The organism is Patulibacter ginsengiterrae (assembly GCF_056269115.1).
On record NZ_JBWDOG010000019.1, the window covers coordinates 71,621 to 88,221 of the forward strand.

A 16,601-nucleotide genomic window follows, 5' to 3' on the forward strand; every position below is an offset into this window, starting at 1 on the left:
CTCAGGCGGCGACCGGCGTGCCGACCGCGTCGGCCAGCTGGCGGACGACGGCGGCGACCTTCTCGGCGACCTCGGCGTCGTCGCTCGGGTGCAGCTCGGCGAAGCGGACGACCGACTCGGGGATCGAGAGCGTGATGTCGTCGAGCGTCTTGCCGCCGGCGATGCCGAGCGCCTTGCGGGTCTCGTCCTGGGCCCAGACGCCGCCGTACTGCCCGAAGGCGGTGCCGACCACGGCGACCGGCTTGTCCTGGACGGCGCCGGCACCGAACGGCCGCGAGAACCAGTCGATCGCGTTCTTGAGCACGCCCGGCGTCGAACCGTTGTACTCGGGGGAGAAGAAGAGGAACGCGTCGGCGGCCTTGCCGGCCTCGCGCAGGGCGGTCGCGGCGGCGGGGACGTCGGTCTCGTTGTCGATGTCCTCGTTGTAGAACGGGATCTCGCCGAGGCCCTCGTAGAGCGTGATCTCGACGTTCTCGGGGGCCTGCTTGATCGCGGTCTCGGCGAGCTGGCGGTTGTGCGAGCCGGCGCGGAGGCTGCCGACGAGGGCGAGGATGCGGACAGTGGACATTGGAGGATCTCCTGAAGGGCGGTACGGGGTACGGGCGAGCGGATTCGGGTTAAATGGACCGTGGTCCGCTCTCTAGAGTTGTAGCAGACAACCGGACCGTGGTCCACTTCACCAGGAACGGCTATGCTTCTGGGGTGGCCTCCCCGCCGACCACCCCGCTGACGTCGCTGCCGACCCAGTCGCTGCCGATGGCCGACGGGGTCCCGCACGAGCGCGCCGACGCCGCCCGCAACCGGCGCAGGCTGCTCGACGCCGCGCAGCGCCTGGTCGCCGAGCAGGGTGCCGACCGGGTCACGATGGAGGCCGTCGCAGCCGCGGCCGAGGTCGGCAAGGGCACCGTCTTCCGGCGCTTCGGCGATCGCTCGGGGCTGATGCGCGCGCTGCTCGACCACAGCAGCACCGAGATGCAGGACGCCTTCCTGCGCGGCCCCGCCCCGCTCGGCCCCGACGCGCCGCCGACCGAGCGGCTGGTCGCCTTCGGCCGCGCGATGCTCGACATGCTCGCGATCCACGGCGAGATCCTGCGGGCCGCCGACAGCTGTCCCAGCCAGCGCTTCAGCCACCCGACCCGCGGGGTCCACGCCGCCCACGTCGCCGCCCTGCTGCGCGACGCCGGCGTCGACGGCGACATCCCGCTGCTGGTCGACACGCTGCTCGGCGCGCTCGACCCCAGCCTCGTCCTGCACCAGGTCCAGACGCTCGGGATGTCCTACGAGCGGCTCGGCGACGGCTGGGCCGACCTCGTCGTCCGGATCACCGGCGGCGACTGAGCTGATCCAGCGGCCGGGGCACCCGCCACCGCCGGGCGCCTGACCGCCGACGCCGCCCGCGACCCGCCGGACCGCCGGTGGGCCTCAGCCGCGTACCGGCGCCCCGTCGGCCAGCTCCCGCGCCCGCGACAGCACGTCGTCGATCATCGGCGGGGTCAGCCGGCCGGTGAAGGTGTTCTGCTGGCTCGGGTGGAAGCAGCCGAGCAGGACCATCTCTCCCACCACCGCCTCGGCGCCGTGGGTGAACCGGGGTCGCGGCCGCGGGGTCGGCGTCCCGCGGGCGGCGAGCAGCCGCAGGGCCCCATCCCAGCCGAACTGGCCGAGGCAGACCAGCACCCGGATGTTCGGGACCAGGTCCAGCTCGGCGACCGTCCACGGCAGGCAGGCGTCACGCTCGGCCGGCGTCGGCTTGTTCGCCGGCGGGGCGCAGCGGACGATCGCGGTGATCCAGCAGTCGCGCAGCTCGAGGCCGTCGGCGATGCTGACCGACGTCGGCTGGTTGGCGAAGCCGGTCCGGTAGAGCGCCGCGACGAGGAAGTCGCCCGAGCGGTCGCCGGTGAAGATCCGGCCCGTCCGGTTCGCGCCGTGGGCGGCGGGAGCCAGACCGACGAGCAGGACCCGCCCCGCCGGATCGCCGAAGCTCGGGACCGGCCGCCCCCAGTAGACGTCGTCGCGGAAGGACGCGCGCTTGACCTGCGCGACCTCTTCCCGCCAGGCGACGAGCCGCGGGCACGCCCGGCACGCGACGACCCGTCTCTGGTGCTCGGCAAGGGCCGCAGTCACCGGCCCTACGCTACCGTTCGAGCCTGTGATCGTCCGTCGCCACCGCCTGGCCCTGCTCGCCGCCACCTCCACGCTGATCGCCGTCGGCGCGACCGGCTGCGCCGGGCCGAGCACCGCCAAGGACAAGGAGTTCACCGGGGAGCAGGGCCGCGTGGCCAACACGGTCCGCGCCCTCAACGACGCCTACACCGACGAGATGCGGGACGACAACGGTGCCCGCACCGTCTGCCGCACGCTGCTGTCGAAGCAGCTCGTCACCGAGCTCAGCCGCAACGGCGGCTGCGAGAAGAACGCCCGGCTCGCGCTCAAGGACAGCGACCCCCGACGGCTGGACGTCCGCAAGGTCGACATCGCCGGCGACACGGCGACGGTCCAGGTCCGGATCAAGGCGACCAACCGGACCAACGACAAGCAGGAGCGGTTCGACACGCTGACCCTCGTGCGCGAGGGCAACACCTGGAAGTTCGCCGGCACCAAGGCCGGCCAGCCCCGCGAAGAGCAGGGCTAGAGCCGCTCACGCGGCGAGCCGGGAACCCCGGCTCGCCCACCCGCGACCTCAGCTGGCGAAGTCCGGGTCGCGGTCGTAGATCCGCCGGTAGTAGGTCTTGTACTCGGCGGTCTCGACGAGCGGCTTCCACCAGTGCGGGTGATCCCGGTACCAGTGGACCGTCGACTCCAGGCCGCCCTCGTCGAAGTCGACCCGCGGCGCCCAGCCGGCCAGCTGCTCGAGCTTGGCCGAGTCGAGCGCGTAGCGGAAGTCGTGGCCGAGGCGATCCTCGACGTGCTTGATCTGCTCGGCCGAGGCGCCGGTCAGGGCGATGATCCGCTGGACGACGTCGAGGTTGACCTTCTCCTTCGCCCCGCCGACGTTGTAGGCCTCGCCGGAGACGCCGTGCGCGAGCGCGGCGTGGATGCCGGAGGCGAAGTCGTCGACGTGGAGCCAGGTCCGGACCTGCTGGCCATCGCCGTAGATCGGCAGCGGGCCAGCGTGGATCGCGTTGAGGACCATCACCGGGATCAGCTTCTCCGGGAACTGGCGCGGCCCGTAGCAGTTGGATCCACGGGCGATCACGACATCCTGCCCGTAGGTGTGATGGGCGGCGAGCACCATCAGGTCGGCCCCGGCCTTCGAGGCCGAGTACGGCGACGACGGCTCGAGCGGATGGGTCTCCGTGAACGCGCCCTCGTCGATCGAGCCGTAGACCTCGTCGGTCGAGACCTGGACGTAGCGAACGTCGCGCCGGCGCGCCTCCTCGATCAGCGTGTAGGTCCCCAGCGCGTTGGTCCGCACGAACGCCTGCGCGTCGAGGATCGAGCGGTCGACGTGGGTCTCGGCCGCGAAGTTGACGATCGCGTCGACCCCCGCCGCGGCCTGCTCGACGGAGCCGGGGTCCTCGATCCGGCCGACCAGCAGCTCGACGTCGAGGCCGTCGACGTTCTCGCGCCGCCCGGCGTAGGTCAGGGCGTCGAGCACGCGAACGTCGTCACCGGCGGCGACGCGCTGGTGCACGAACGCCGAGCCGATGAATCCGGCACCACCACAGACGAGAAGCTTCACGCCGCCAAGGCTACGCGATGACGGTACGTGCGCGTCCCCGCCAGCCCGGCGGCCCGGGGGCAGGCCCCGGGCTCAGGCCCGGGCCACGTTCGCCTCGCCGAGGTGCAGGCGGACGCCCTCGCGCCAGTCCGGCAGCGAGGGGACGTCGTCGCGGGTGTTGGCCAGGACGCTCCAGGCCGGCCGCTGCGCCGGACGCGGGAACGCGTCGCTGGTGACCGGCACCGCCCGGGTCCCCGATCCGGTCAGGCGGAAGACCTCCTCCGCCAGGCCGCACCAGCTGACCTGGCCGGCCCCGGCCGTGTGGGCGATCCCGCGGGCGTCGGAGCCGGCGGCCCGGACCAGTGCCGGCGCGAGGTGGCCGGTCCAGGTCGGCGAGCCGACCTGGTCGTCGACGACGTTGACCTCGTCGCGGTCGGCGGAGAGCTTGACCATCGTGTCGACGAAGTTGCCGCCGCCCTCGCCGAACAGCCAGGCCGTCCGGCAGATCAGATGGTCCGGGTTGTGCTCGGCGACCAGCTGCTCGCCGACGAGCTTGGTCCGCCCGTACGCCCCCTGGGGCGCGGTCGGTGCGTCCTCGGTGTAGGGCTCGGTCGCGTCCCCGGCGAAGACGTAGTCGGTCGAGACGTGGACGATCCGGACGCCGAGCGCCGCGGTCGCCTTGGCGAGGTTGCCGGCCCCCTCGCCGTTCACGCGCAGCGCCTCGTCCTCGTGCTCCTCGGCGCCGTCGACGTCGGTCCAGGCCGCGCAGTTGATCACCACCGCGGGCGAGACCCGCTCGAGGTAGACCGTCGTGCTCTCGAGGTCGGTCAGGTCGAACGCGGCCCGAGGCGCCGCGACGACGTCCCAGCCGTGGACGCGGGCGACGTCCGCGACGCGGTGGCCGAGCATCCCGCTGGCGCCGACCACGACCAGCCGCCGCTGCTCCTTGCCGGCCGTCGGCCCGGCGGTGTCGTCACGGTCGAGGGCGTTCTTGTTCGGCCGGAGCACCATGTTCGGCCCGAGCCGCTGAACGCTGCGCTGCTGCGAGAAGCCCATTGCCAAGACAGTAGCCACCTGCCAGGTCCGGCAGGTGGCGCCTCGGCGGTCGGGCTAGAGGATCTCGATCTCGGAGTTGTCGCCGACCATGAAGCGGTAGGCCCGCGGCGTCCGCTGGCCCCGCCGGACGATCACGTCGCGACCGAGCAGCGACGACTCGATCCGGCCCTCGAGCCCGATCAGCTGCGCGCGCTCCAGCAGGATCGAGTGCTCGACCTCGGACCGCTCGACCACGGCGTCGGCGGCGATCGCGCTGTAGGGCCCGACGTAGGAGTCGCTGATCACCGCACCGGCCCCGATCACGACCGGACCGCGCACGACCGACCGCTCGATCCGTGCGCCGGCCTCGATGATCACCCGTCCCTCGACCTGGCTCTCGTCGTCGACGTCGCCGTCGACCCGCCGCTCGATCGTCTCGAGGATCAGCCGGTTCGCCTCGAGCATGTCGGCCAGCTTGCCGGTGTCCTTCCACCAGCCGTGGACGACGTGCGGCTCGACCCGATCCCCGCGGTCGACCAGCCACTGGATCGCGTCGGTGATCTCCAGCTCGCCGCGGGGCGACGGCTTGATCGCCTTGGCCGCGTCGAGGATCTTGCGGGTGAAGAGGTAGACCCCGACCAGCGCCAGGTTGCTCTTCGGCTCGGCGGGCTTCTCGACCAGCCGCGTGACTCGCCCGTTCTCCAACTCGGCGACGCCGTACTGGCGTGCGTCCTCGACCGGCTGGAGCAGGATCATCGTGTCGGGCTGGTGCTGGTTGAACTGCTCGACGAGATCGGCGATCCCGCCCTGGAGCAGGTTGTCGCCCAGGTACATCACGAACGAGCTGTCGCCGAGGAACGGCTCGGCGGTCAGGACCGCGTGGGCGAGCCCGTCCGGCGACAGCTGGTCGATGTAGGTGATCTGAGCACCGAACTGCGAGCCGTCGCCGGCCACCTCACGGATCTCCCCGCCCGTCTCCGGGTTGAGGATGATCCCGATCTCCGTGATCCCCGCGGCGACCATCGATCGGATCCCGTAGAAGAGGACCGGCTGGTTGGCGACCGGCACCAGCTGCTTGGCCGACGTGTGCGTGATCGGGCGCAACCGCGTCCCCCGGCCACCCGACAGGATCAAACCTTTGAGGTGTGACATCGCGACGGGAGGCTACCGGCGCGGCCGCCGATCAGCCGTGGCCCCGGTCCTCGGCTCGATCCGCCCGAGCACCAACCGCAGCGCGGCGGTCTGGATCCTGTTCGTCGCGCTGGCCTCCCGCAGCTCGCCCCACGTCGCTCGCCGGCCCAGGACGTCGTCTCCTCGGGGGCCGCGACCCCGCGCCGGTGACGGCTCGCCCCACGGCCCCAGACGCCCGGCCTAGTAGACGCCCGCCGCGAGCTTGCGGTGGTCCCAGGTCGAGCGCCGCCGCTCGACGAACTCGAAGCCGACCCGCTTCGCCGCCTGGGCCTCGATCATCGCCGTCGCCCCCGCCGGCAGCGGCGCCGCGGGATCGTCCGGCAGGCCCGGGGTGTAGCGACGGAGGATCTGCTCGCCCAAGGCGGAGACGGTCTCGAGGTCGCGGTGGAGGACGACGTCGCACTCGAGCATCACCCCGCGCAGCTGGTCGTAGGTCTCGCCCGCCTCGACCTGGAGCGTTGCCCGCGGGTCGCGCTCGAGGTTGACCGTCTTCTGCGACTTGGCGAAGGTCCAGGCCCAGATCCGGCCGTCGCGGACGACGAACCAGAGCGGCATCAGGTGCGGCCAGCCGCGTGGTCCGAGGGTCGCGCAGACGACGGTCCGCTCCTCGTCGAGGAAGGCCAGCAGCTCGTCCTCGCTCATCGTGATCTGGTCGCGCCGGCTCATGTCGCGGACGCTACCGTCGCGCCCGGCGGGCGGGCGACGCAGTCGACGCACGCCTCCCGCGACGGGCACGGGCTGCGCCCGCCGCGAGTCGCCCCCGCCTCAGGCCGCAGCCGCGAACGCGGCGATCGCGTCGGCCACCGCCCGGGGCTGCTCGAGGCCGGCGAACGCCCCCGAACCGGCGATCTCGAGCAGCCGCGCGTCGGGCAGGATCGCCTGCAGTCGACGGGCGTCCTCGATCGGGAACCAGGCCTGCTCCGGCGCCCAGGCCAGCAGCACCGGCCGGTCGAACCCGCCCAACCGCTGCTCCGCGGCGGTCAGGCGGGCGGACGAGATCCCCCGCAGGAAGGCCACGGTGTCGCGGCGGATGCCGGCGTCGGCCATCGCCGGAGCCAGCCACGAGCGCAGCAGCGCGTCGTCGATCGCCCGGTGGGTGAGCCCGCCGTAGACGGTCGGCAACTGCCGGACGACCCGCAGCCGGGTGGTCTGGAGGATCGCCGGCATCGCCCCGGGTACGTGGGCCAGCCACTGGTAGACGGAGAACCCCGGGGGCAGGAAGTGCTCGAAGCAGTCGCACGGCGTCAGCACCACGCGGGCGACCCCGGGCGCGCCCTGGTCCATCCACAGCTGGGTGATCGCGCCGCCCGAGTCGTTGGCGACCACGGTCACGTCCGCGAGCCCGAGCGCGTCCACCAGCCCACTCAGCAGACGGGCGATCCCCTCCGGTGAGCGGTCGCTGGAGGGCGCCATCGGCGTCCGGTGCGAGCCGAGCGGGAGGTCGGGCATGACGCAGTGGAAGCGGTCGGCGAGCTGCGCGGCGACCCCGTTCCAGACCCGCCCGTCGACGAGCAGGCCGTGCACGAAGAGCAGGGTCGGGCCGGAGCCGACCTCGCGCACCCGGATCGTCCCCTGGGGGAGGGCGACGTCGCGGTCGCTGGTCTCGAGGGCGGGGACCGTCAACGGCGTGGGCGCCGCGCGCTGTGCCCGGCGCCGCGCCGTGCGACGCGTCCTCCAGGTCGATGCCGGCGCCGACGCGGCCTCCGTATGGGTGGGGGCGTGGGGCATGATGGGTCTCCGTCCGTTCGATACGTACAGGCGGTACGGAGAATTACATACAGGCAGTATGCATGTCTAGCGATTCGCGCCACACCCAACGCTCGGCGGCCACCCGCCGGCGCCTGCTCGACGCCGCCCGCACGCTCTTCGCGGAGCGCGGCTACGCCGACGTCGGGACCGAGGAGATCGTCCGCGTGGCCGGCGTCACCCGCGGCGCGCTCTACCACCAGTTCGCGGACAAGGCCGAGCTGCTGGCGGGCGTGGTCGAGGAGCTCGACGCCGAGGTCAGCCAGCGGATCGCCGCCGGTGCGCTGGCCAACGTCGGCAGCGATCCCGTCGCCGCGCTCGAGGCCGGTGCCGAGGCGTTCCTGCAGGCGGTCGCCGACCCCGCCGTCCACCAGATCCTGCTCGTCGACGCGCTCCCGGTGCTCGGCTGGTCGCGCTGGCGCGAGATCGGCCTGCGCCACGGACTCGGCCTGGTCGAGGCGGCGATCACCGCCGGGATCGAAGCCGGCGCCCTCCGCCCGGCCCCGCCGCGGGCACTCGCGCACCTGCTGCTCGGGGCACTCGACGAGGCCGCCCTCTACGTCGTCGACGCCGACGACCGCGACGCCGCCCGAGCGGAGATGCTCACGACCCTCCGGGCCCTGATCGACGGCCTCCGGATCCCGGGCTGAGCCGCAGGTCCCGACTCAGCGGCCGAGCAGGCCCGCGGCGGTCGCCCGGACCGCGTCGCGCGCGTCCTCGGGCTCGAGCACGACCAGGTCGCCGATCTCGGTCAGGACCTCGCGGACCAGCCAGTCGACGCCGGCGAAGGCGATCTCGGCGACGAGCGCGCCGTCCTCCAACTCCTCGGCGATGACCCGCCGCTCGCGCTCCCAGCGGGCGCGCTCGGGGCTGACCCAGACCCGCGCGCTGCGGCTGGCGGGCAGCTCGCCCGTGCGGGGCCACCCGGCGACCTCGGCGGCGGGATCGACCTCGGGCCGGCGCTCGAAGGTCTCCTCCAGCACGGTCGCCTCACGGATCCGGTCGAGCCGGAAGTGCCGGACGTCGTTGCGGTTGGGGTCGAAGGCCGCGACGTACCAGCCCTCGCGGCCGTTGATCAGCGCGTACGGCTCGACCGTCCGCCGCGTGAACTCGTCCTCGTTGGGCTTGTAGTAGTCCAGCTCGATCAGCTGACGGTCGTGCGCCGCCCGCGAGATCAGCCGTGAGAGATCGCCGTCGTCGCTGCCGCCGTGGGCGACCTGGAGCCCGTGCTCGAGCGGATCCTCGCCGAGCGCGGCGACGACCTTCGCCCGGACCGCGCCGAGCGTCCCGTCGGGGAAGTGGTCGCCGATCAGGTCGATCGCCGCGACCAGCGCCTTGGCTTCGACCGGCAGCAGCCGGGCGGGCCGCGCGAAGTGGTCGCTGTAGGGCTCGGGATCGACGTCGACGTAGCCGTCGGGCGCGATCTCGGCGTAGAGCACGTACGAGCCGCCGCCGAAGTTGACGACGTTGAGGACGTTGATGTCGTCCCGCAGCTCGGCCTCGCTGACGTTCAGTCGCCCGATCAGCTCCTGCAGCTCCAGCCGATCCTTCTCGCGGCCGGCGTGGATCAGGATCGAGGCGAGCGTGACCAGCCGGGCGAACCGCTCGGGCCGGATGATCCCGTCACGGGTCGGCGCGACACCCGCCTCCGGCTCCTCCTCGGGCACGTACGGCCGTCCGGCGGAGACGGCGAACGGGCCGCTGTGGCGCTCGTGGACCAGCTCGATCCGGCGGCGGTACTCGTCGCGCAGCTCGGCCGGCTCGAGGATCTCGGCGTGCTCGCCGATCCGCATCACCCAGCCGAGCAGGGCGCGGGTGACCCCGTACTCGGTGACGAAGACCGCGTCCCCGGAGGCATCGCCCTCGACCGCCGGCTCGAACGTCCCCTGACGCCCGTGCGACCGCCGCACCTGCCAGACGATCCGCTCCGAGATCCGGATCCGGGCGGTCCCGACCGGCTCGGCCATCTGCCAGTCGGCGCGGTCCCCGTACGGCCGCGGATCGAAGTCCTCGGGGCGACGGAAGTCGTGCTCGGCCTTGGTCGCGTAGGCGACCTTGTCGCGGATCCGCGAGAGCCGGAAGACCCGCAGGCTGTCGCGATCGTGGTCCCGCCCGAGCAGGTAGAACTGGCCGCCGCGGAAGAGCAGGTGGTACGGATCGACCTTGCGCGGCTCGGTCACGTCGCGGTGGAGCGAGTGGTACTCGAAGGTGATCGTCTTGTTGCGGAAGATCGCCGACTCGACCTTGGCCAGCCGCTGCGACGGATCGCGGCCGTTGACCTGGGCGGTGATCCCGAGGCCGACCATCCGCGCGGCCGGCTCCTCGAGCGGGCTCGGACGCCCCCACGAGAGCTGCTGGAGCGCCAGCCGCAGCGGCTCGGCGTAGGCGAACTCGCCGTCGAGCAGGCTCAAGGCCAACTGGAGGCTGGCCAGCTCGTCGTCGGAGAAGGCGATCGGCGGCAGGTGGAAGTTCTCGCTCCGCAGCGAGTAGTGCTCCTGCTCCGCGCTGCCGTCGCCCGGCCGCTCGATCGTCAGCTGGATTCCGAGCGCGTCGAGCTCCGCCCGATCGGCGTAGAAGCGACGCGCGAAGGCGTCCTCGTTCATCCCGCTGTAACCCTCGACGTCACGCCGGATCTCGAGGGCCGTGACCGGCCGCCGCTCCGCCATGAGGTACGAGATGAGCGAGAGCTGCCTGATCAGCTTCTCGGTGTCCTTCGCCATCTAGCGAGGACCATACGGGCCGAACGGGCTCCGCGCCCGTCGGGGTCGGCCTCCGCGCGCTCAGGCCGCGTGCTGGCCGGCCGCGGACGACGGCGTGTCCAGCAGCGTCCGGGGGCCGGTCCGGGCGGCACTCGGCCCTGCCCCGGGAAGCGTGACCGCGGCCGCCCCGCGCCCGTGCAGGTCGGCGCCCGCGGGCCGTGCCTCGGCGTGCGCGTCACCGCCGCGGGTCGGGCCGAAGTAGGCCGGCCCCCCGATGGCGCGGTCGAAGCCGCTCCACTGCTCCCCGACCGGAAGGCCGCGCTCGAGGCGGTCGAAGCTGCCCATCCGGGCCGCGAGGTCGTCGATCTGGTGCACCAGCACCGCCTCGCGCGTCTGCGGGACGACCGGGCTGCCGTACTCCTGCTTGCCGTGGTGGCTGAGCACGATGTGCCGGAGCGCCCGGGCTGTCTCGTCCGGGAAGCCGTCGATCCGGGCGAGCACCCGCTGGACGATCTCGTAGCCGATCACGATGTGGCCCTCGAGCCGGCCGATGTCGGTCAGGTCGGGCGCGACCGGGTCGGTCGTGTAGGTCTGGGCCTTGCCGATGTCGTGCAGCAGCGCCCCGGTCACCGCGACGTCGCGGTCGACCCCACCGAACAGCGGCGCCAGCGCCTCGACGCCCTCGGCGACGCGGACGGTGTGGTCGAGCAGGCCGTGCGGATAGGCCTCGTGGAAGTGCTTGGCCGCCGGGGCGAGCCGGAAGCGACCCCAGAAGACGCCGTCGCGGGCGAAGATCTGGTCGAGCAGCTCCCGCGCCCAAACGTCCTCGATCCGGTCGACGAGCGCGGCGAAGCGCTGCTCGAGGTCGGCGACCGGCACCGACGGTCCCTCGACCAGCGCGGTCAGGTCGACCTGGTCGAGCGGCACCGGCTCGATCGCCTTGATCGCGATCTGGCGGCCGAAGCGGTCGTGGACCTCGAACCGTCCGCTGATCCGGACCGCCGCGCCGCGGACGGCGAAGCCCGCGACCGTCTCGGCGTCGTCCCAGACCATCGCGGTCACGCTCTGGCTGCGGTCGGCGAGCTCGAGCCGCAGGAAGTCGCTGCTCCCACGACGTGAACGACGCTCGACGCCGCGGACCAGGAGCACCAGGTCCACGGGCGCGCCGTGGTCGAGCTCGCGCAGTTCCATACCGGCAAGGTACGGCGCCCGGCGGACGGCAAGCCCCGAACCGGAGGCCCGCCGAACGTCCAGGGGTTCTCCCTGCACACGAGGCATTTCTCTGCCCCGCCGGAGACGGTGGTAGCGTCCTTGAATGGGAGCACACCCGCCTCACCCCCGACCCCCGTTGCGCTCCGCTCCCGCTGCCACGCCGCAGCCGCCGATCGCCGAGCGCACGATCGAGCTCGCCGGGTTCCGTACCCGCCTGCTGGAGACCAACGCCGACGCTCCGCGCGGCGCCGGCGGACTGCCACTGCTGCTGCTTCACGGGTACTCCGACTCGGCCGACACCTGGCGTCCGATGCTCGAGCTGCTGGAGCGCCGCGGACACCGCGCGGCCGCGATCGACCTGCCCGGATTCGGAGCCGCCGACCGGCTGCTCCCGGACGAGGCCATGTACGCCCAGTACCTGCGCGTGGTCGCCGCGGCCCGTGAGCTGCTGTGGGGCGACGAGCCGCCGATCGTCGTCGGCAACTCGATGGGCGGGGCGCTCGCCCTGCTGGTCGCCGAGCTGCGCCCGTCGCCGGCCGCGGTGGTCCCGATCGACCCCGCGGGCTTCGACCACCCCGGCTGGTTCCAGCTGATCAACCAGCAGCCGCTGGTCCGCTACGCGATCAACGACCGCGTCCCGATCCCCCGCGCGCTGCTGCGGGGGCTGATCGCACAGGCCTACCGCCAGCTCGCCTACGGCAACCCGTCGCTGGCCACTCGCGAGGTCCTGGCCCGGTACACCCAGCACTACGCGAGCCCGCGCGACGCCCGCCGGCTGCTCAACACCGGCCGACGGCTGCTGCCCGAGCTGACCGAGCCGTTCCACCACGACCAGGTCGACTGCCCGGTCCTGCTGATCTGGGGCGACAAGGACCGGATGGTCGGCCCGCGCGGGTCCCGCCGCCTGCTCGAGGCCCTCCCGGAGACCCGCTACGAGCTGCTCCGCGGGATCGGCCACTGCCCCCAGCTCGAGGCCCCGGAGCTGACCACCGACCTCGTGACCGGCTTCGCCAGCGCGGTCCGCGACGGCCTCGGGACCCGCCCGCGCCACCACCACCGAGTCACGTCGCTGGCCGCCTGATCGGCCCCGAACGACGGCCCGGCCGCGCGGTCTCCGCCACAGCCAGCGCCGTCCTGAAACGGATTCTGCGCCACGCACGACGCCGTGCAAGTGGCTCGGCGCGGGCGATTCCGGCCTACATTGTGGGAATGCCGTCGTCCCCCCGTCGCCGCGCCCTGTCGCTGCGCGCCACGCTCCTCTGCGCCGTCGCGGCGCTCACCGTCGCCCCGGCCGCCTCCGCCCAGACGCCGCCGGCCGCGCCCGCTCCGACCCCGCCGGCCGCCCCGGTGATCGCCGCCGGCGTCAAGGTCGGCGACATCGACCTCTCCGGCCAGACCCGCGAGTCGGCCACCACGATCCTGACCGGCGCGCTCTCCGGCCACCGGCCGAACGACGGCGACGTCGTCGTGCGGATCGCCGGCCGCCGCCACAAGCTGGCGATGGCCAAGATCGACTACCGACTCGACGTCGAGAAGCTCGTGATCCGGGCGACCAAGGCCCCCGCCAACACCGCGGTCCCGCTCGCGATCAGCTGGGACGAGAAGCAGCTCGGCTCGTGGCTCGACTCGATCGCCAAGATGCAGAAGAAGGCCCGCGACGCCTCGGTCAAGCTCGGCATCAGCAAGCAGCGGATCCGCGGCTCGCGCGAGGGCTGGAAGGTCGACCGCGGCTCGCTCCAGAAGCTCGTCACCACCGCGCTCGACGACCCGACCGCCCCGCGCAGCAACCTCGCCCAGCCGGTGGTGCGGGTCAAGCCGTCGGTGACGATCAACGGCCTGCGCAGCCGCTACGGAACGCTGATCACCGTTGACCGGCCGAGCTTCCGCCTGCGCCTGTTCAAGCGGCTGAAGCTGTCGAAGACCTACAAGATCGCGGTCGGCTCCGAGGGCCACAGCACCCCCGCCGGCATGTACTCGGTGACCTCGAAGCAGGTCAACCCCGCCTGGCACGTGCCGAACTCGGCCTGGGCCGGATCGCTCCAGGGCCAGGTCATCCCCGGTGGCGCCCCGAACAACCCGCTGAAGGCCCGCTGGCTCGGCCTGCGGGACGGGATCGGCATCCACGGCACGTCCGAGGCCTGGTCGATCGGCACCCGCGCCTCGCACGGCTGCCTGCGGATGCACCCCAAGGACGTCATCGACCTCTACGACCGCGTCCCGATGGGCACCGCGGTCCGGATCCGGTAGCTCCGCGCTCGGCGGGTCGGGCGGCCGCTGTGGCCGCCCCACCCGCTAGCCGGTGACCGACGGCGTGCGCTTGCCGTGGCGCAGCCGGTGGCGCTCGGTCGCCTCGACCGAGCGGAAGACCGCCGTGTTCGGCCCGCGTGCGACCCGCCCGGGGGCCAGCGGCCGGCCGCTCCGCAGGGCCCGCGCGGTCCCGCGGAACAGCAGCTCCTGCGGGGGCGTCCAGCGGAGCCCGTAGAGCCGCCGGACCTCCGGCGGAAGGCTGCCGAGGATCAGCATGTCGTGGACCTCCATCGCCGGCCAGGCGAGCGTCCGGGACGGGATCGAGAAGGCCGAGAAGCGCCCGACGTGGTGCGCCTCGGGGGTCAGGAAGACGTCGTCGGCGACGAGCTCGGCCACGTAGTAGGCGCGGAACGCGGCGTAGTCGGCCGGCAGGCTGGCCTCGGGCGTGCCGAACAGCAGCGCGAAGCGCCGGTAGTCCTGCCAGAGCGCCTCCCGCTCGTCGTCGCTCAACCGCCGCACGAGCAGGTCGTGCAGGGTCTCGGCCGAGTCCATCATCACGGCGACGGTCCACAGCATCAGCCGCCCGTCGTAGGCCGAGTAGGGCGTGCCCGCCGGCATCGGGCCGGCGTCCTCGGGCAACGCCCCGTGGACGCGGTCGTGCATCCGCCGGACGTAGCCGAGGATCTCATCGGCCTCCGCCCGGGTCCCGAAGAAGATCGTCTCGAACGCCAGCGCCGTCCGCACCAGCCGCCGGAAGGGCGCCTGCTTGCCGGCGGTGTGCTCGGAGGTGCCGACGTAGTTGAGCGGCTTGATCGCCCCGATCAGCAGCGACCGCTGGCCGTAGAGCAGACCGACCGCCCGCTCGCCCTGGACCCGCCGCAGCATCGAGCGTCCGCGCGGGAAGTAGCCCTCGTCGCCGGTCGTGGCCTCCGCCCCGGTCGCCTCTGTCGTGCCGTGCACCGTGCTCACCCGTCGTTCGCCGTCGTCGGGCACAGGCTAGCAATCAGGAAATGCCCGTTGTCACTCTTCGTCGGCAGGCGGCTGGCGGGCGCGCGCGGCGCGCCCGCCGACCGTGGCCCTACGAGCCCAGCGTCGACTTCAGCCAGAAGCCGGAGCCGACGGCCAGCAGAATGGCCAGCAGCGGCCATCCGAAGAAGCCCGTCACGCCGACGACGGCCAGCACGAGGCCGATCGCCCCGATCAGCGAGAAGCCTCCGGTGGCGAGGACGAGACGGTAGGCACGGGCCTCGCGCTGCTTGCGGGGCGTGCGGGAACGGCGGCGCTCAAGATCACTCATCGTCGTCCTATCGTGCCACGGCGTAGCCTCCGAGACCGGATGGACGACGGTCTGCGCATCAACGGACGCACGCTGCTCCCGCTCGGCGACGTCGTCGTACGGGCCAGCCGGTCCTCGGGACCGGGCGGTCAGCACGCCAACATGACCTCGTCGCGGATCGAGGTCAGCGTCGACGTACGGACCTGCGGCGGGCTCTCGGCAGACCAGCGCGCACGCGTGATCGAGCGCTGCGGCCCGGTCGTCCGCGCCGTCGCCCAGGACGCCCGCAGCCAGTCGCGCAACCGCCAGCTCGCGCTCGACCGGCTCGCCGAGCGGTTGCGCCAGGCGCTCCACGTCCAGGCCTCGCGGCGACCGACCAAGCCGACGATGGGCGCCAAGAAGCGCCGCCTCGAGTCGAAGGGCAAGCGCGGTCAGGTCAAGCGCGATCGTCGCCGGCCGGGCGACGACGGCTGAGCGCGCCGCCCGGCGGGCGGGTCGCTACCGCTCGACCACGTTCAGCAGCGGCTCGTCGGCGGCGAACCGCCGCAGCTGCTCGACCAGCAGCCGCCGCGCCCGGGGAGGGAAGCTCGCCGAGCCGCCGCCGACGTGGGGCGTGATCAGGACACCGGGCGCCGACCACAGCGGATGCCCCTCGGGCAGCGGCTCCGGATCGACCACGTCGAGGCCCGCCCGCAGCCGCCCGCTGGTGGTCTCGGCGACCAGCGCGTCGGTGACGATCGCGCTCCCGCGCCCGACGTTGACGACCAGCGCGCCCTCGGGCAGCAGCGCCAGCCGCTTGGCGTCGAGGATCCCCCGCGTGCTCGTGCTGTCGGGCAGGACCAGGACCACGATCTCGGCCGCCGGCAGCAGCGCCTCGAGCTCGTCGATGCCGTGGACCTGCTCGTCGGGCCGGGCGCGGCTGGCGACGCGGGTGACCTCGGCCTCGCAGGCCAGCAGCCGCCGCTCGATCGCCTTCCCGATCGAGCCGTAGCCGACAAGCAGGACCCGGCGGTCGGCGAGCGAGCCGACGAAGTCCTGGGCCCAGCGTCCCTCGTCCTGCAGGCGGACCCAACGCGGCAGCTCGCGCTGGGCGGCGAGCATCAGCAGCAGCGCCTGCTCGGCGGTCGAGGCGTCGTGGAGGCCGCGGCCGTTGGCCAACGCCAGCTCGGGGCCGACCAGCGGCAGCAGCTCGTCGACGCCGGCCCGCAGGCTCTGCACGACCTCGAGCGCCGGCAGTCGGTCGAGCAGCCCGTAGGCCTGCTGGTTGCCGTACGGGAGCGTGAAGAAGCGGACGTCGTCGAGGTCGGCCGGCGGCGCGCCGGTCCCGTCCCAGACGTCGACCCGCAGGCCGAACGGCCACTCCGGCCCCGCCGTCGCGGCAAGGTCGGCGTAGGGCACGAGGACGTGGGCACCGGCGGGCATGGGCTCGATTCTGCCGGACATCGAGCCGGGCGGGCCGTGGGCGGGGCGTGGGCGGGGCGTGGGCGGGGCGTGGGCGGGGCGTGGGCGGGGCGTGGCGTGGCGTGGGCGGGGCGTG

18 protein-coding genes are annotated in these 16,601 nt (G+C 73.2%); 6 read left to right on the plus strand and 12 right to left on the minus strand.

Features of this window, described 5'->3' with window-relative positions; genetic code table 11:
- Nucleotide 1: 1 nt before the first annotated feature.
- Nucleotides 2-568 carry an NAD(P)H-dependent oxidoreductase gene (locus ACVUH9_RS19335; protein WP_475759910.1) on the minus strand — a complete coding sequence of 189 codons (567 nt, stop codon included), beginning with the start codon at nucleotides 566-568 and terminating at the stop codon, nucleotides 2-4.
- A gap of 188 nt (nucleotides 569-756) precedes the next feature.
- Here ACVUH9_RS19335 and ACVUH9_RS19340 point away from each other — a divergent pair, with 188 nt between their 5' ends.
- A complete protein-coding gene (locus tag ACVUH9_RS19340) occupies nucleotides 757-1,338 on the plus strand; it encodes a TetR/AcrR family transcriptional regulator (RefSeq protein WP_475759946.1) in 582 nt (193 codons plus the stop codon).
- Between the two features lie 84 nt (nucleotides 1,339-1,422).
- Here ACVUH9_RS19340 and ACVUH9_RS19345 read toward each other — a convergent pair whose 3' ends face one another.
- A complete protein-coding gene (locus ACVUH9_RS19345; RefSeq protein ID WP_475759912.1) occupies nucleotides 1,423-2,121 on the minus strand; it encodes a uracil-DNA glycosylase in 699 nt (232 codons plus the stop codon).
- Nucleotides 2,122-2,146: 25 nt separating this feature from the next.
- On the opposite strand from ACVUH9_RS19345, the gene ACVUH9_RS19350 reads away from it, so the two are divergent.
- Complete coding sequence (locus ACVUH9_RS19350) at nucleotides 2,147-2,629, plus strand: Rv0361 family membrane protein (RefSeq protein ID WP_475759914.1); 483 nt, start codon at nucleotides 2,147-2,149, stop codon at nucleotides 2,627-2,629.
- 48 nt (nucleotides 2,630-2,677) lie between these two features.
- On the opposite strand, the gene rfbB is transcribed toward ACVUH9_RS19350, so the two are convergent.
- The 5 genes from rfbB to ACVUH9_RS19375 form a co-directional block, all read right to left on the minus strand.
- Nucleotides 2,678-3,679 (minus strand): dTDP-glucose 4,6-dehydratase, encoded by a 1,002-nt coding sequence (rfbB, locus tag ACVUH9_RS19355; RefSeq protein ID WP_475759916.1) that lies wholly within the window; start codon nucleotides 3,677-3,679, stop codon nucleotides 2,678-2,680.
- Between the two features lie 72 nt (nucleotides 3,680-3,751).
- A complete protein-coding gene (gene rfbD / locus ACVUH9_RS19360) occupies nucleotides 3,752-4,714 on the minus strand; it encodes a dTDP-4-dehydrorhamnose reductase (protein ID WP_475759918.1) in 963 nt (320 codons plus the stop codon).
- 54 nt (nucleotides 4,715-4,768) lie between these two features.
- Nucleotides 4,769-5,845 carry a glucose-1-phosphate thymidylyltransferase gene (locus ACVUH9_RS19365; protein WP_475759920.1) on the minus strand — a complete coding sequence of 359 codons (1,077 nt, stop codon included), beginning with the start codon at nucleotides 5,843-5,845 and terminating at the stop codon, nucleotides 4,769-4,771.
- 219 nt (nucleotides 5,846-6,064) lie between these two features.
- Nucleotides 6,065-6,550 (minus strand): pyridoxamine 5'-phosphate oxidase family protein, encoded by a 486-nt coding sequence (locus ACVUH9_RS19370; RefSeq protein WP_475759922.1) that lies wholly within the window; start codon nucleotides 6,548-6,550, stop codon nucleotides 6,065-6,067.
- A 99-nt stretch (nucleotides 6,551-6,649) separates the two neighbouring features.
- Nucleotides 6,650-7,507, minus strand: a complete 858-nt coding sequence (locus tag ACVUH9_RS19375; protein ID WP_475759924.1) for an alpha/beta fold hydrolase — start codon at nucleotides 7,505-7,507, stop codon at nucleotides 6,650-6,652.
- Between the two features lie 167 nt (nucleotides 7,508-7,674).
- Between ACVUH9_RS19375 and ACVUH9_RS19380 the strand changes: the two genes are divergently transcribed.
- Entirely contained in the window at nucleotides 7,675-8,280 is a 606-nt protein-coding gene (locus ACVUH9_RS19380) for a TetR/AcrR family transcriptional regulator (RefSeq protein ID WP_475759926.1), read from the plus strand.
- 15 nt (nucleotides 8,281-8,295) lie between these two features.
- Here the strand turns inward: ACVUH9_RS19380 and ACVUH9_RS19385 are convergent, their stop codons facing one another.
- Together ACVUH9_RS19385 and ACVUH9_RS19390 are read right to left on the minus strand one after the other, a co-directional pair.
- Nucleotides 8,296-10,350: a helix-turn-helix transcriptional regulator gene (locus ACVUH9_RS19385; RefSeq protein ID WP_475759928.1), complete on the minus strand. Its 2,055-nt coding sequence runs from the start codon at nucleotides 10,348-10,350 to the stop codon at nucleotides 8,296-8,298.
- Nucleotides 10,351-10,410: 60 nt separating this feature from the next.
- On the minus strand, nucleotides 10,411-11,520 hold the full coding sequence (locus ACVUH9_RS19390; RefSeq protein ID WP_475759930.1) for a 3'-5' exoribonuclease YhaM family protein: 1,110 nt from the start codon (nucleotides 11,518-11,520) through the stop codon (nucleotides 10,411-10,413).
- Nucleotides 11,521-11,644: 124 nt separating this feature from the next.
- On the opposite strand from ACVUH9_RS19390, the gene ACVUH9_RS19395 reads away from it, so the two are divergent.
- Nucleotides 11,645-12,622, plus strand: coding sequence for an alpha/beta fold hydrolase (locus tag ACVUH9_RS19395; protein ID WP_475759932.1), 978 nt, complete (start codon nucleotides 11,645-11,647; stop codon nucleotides 12,620-12,622).
- A 128-nt stretch (nucleotides 12,623-12,750) separates the two neighbouring features.
- On the plus strand, nucleotides 12,751-13,788 hold the full coding sequence (locus tag ACVUH9_RS19400; RefSeq protein ID WP_475759934.1) for a L,D-transpeptidase family protein: 1,038 nt from the start codon (nucleotides 12,751-12,753) through the stop codon (nucleotides 13,786-13,788).
- Between the two features lie 45 nt (nucleotides 13,789-13,833).
- Here the strand turns inward: ACVUH9_RS19400 and ACVUH9_RS19405 are convergent, their stop codons facing one another.
- Both ACVUH9_RS19405 and ACVUH9_RS19410 read right to left on the minus strand, forming a co-directional pair.
- Nucleotides 13,834-14,748, minus strand: coding sequence for an oxygenase MpaB family protein (locus ACVUH9_RS19405; RefSeq protein ID WP_475759936.1), 915 nt, complete (start codon nucleotides 14,746-14,748; stop codon nucleotides 13,834-13,836).
- A gap of 118 nt (nucleotides 14,749-14,866) precedes the next feature.
- Nucleotides 14,867-15,085, minus strand: coding sequence for a hypothetical protein (locus ACVUH9_RS19410; protein WP_475759938.1), 219 nt, complete (start codon nucleotides 15,083-15,085; stop codon nucleotides 14,867-14,869).
- Between the two features lie 39 nt (nucleotides 15,086-15,124).
- Here ACVUH9_RS19410 and arfB point away from each other — a divergent pair, with 39 nt between their 5' ends.
- Nucleotides 15,125-15,538 (plus strand): alternative ribosome rescue aminoacyl-tRNA hydrolase ArfB, encoded by a 414-nt coding sequence (gene arfB / locus ACVUH9_RS19415; RefSeq protein ID WP_475759940.1) that lies wholly within the window; start codon nucleotides 15,125-15,127, stop codon nucleotides 15,536-15,538.
- 24 nt (nucleotides 15,539-15,562) lie between these two features.
- Here the strand turns inward: arfB and ACVUH9_RS19420 are convergent, their stop codons facing one another.
- On the minus strand, nucleotides 15,563-16,486 hold the full coding sequence (locus tag ACVUH9_RS19420; protein WP_475759942.1) for a 2-hydroxyacid dehydrogenase: 924 nt from the start codon (nucleotides 16,484-16,486) through the stop codon (nucleotides 15,563-15,565).
- Nucleotides 16,487-16,601: the final 115 nt, after the last annotated feature.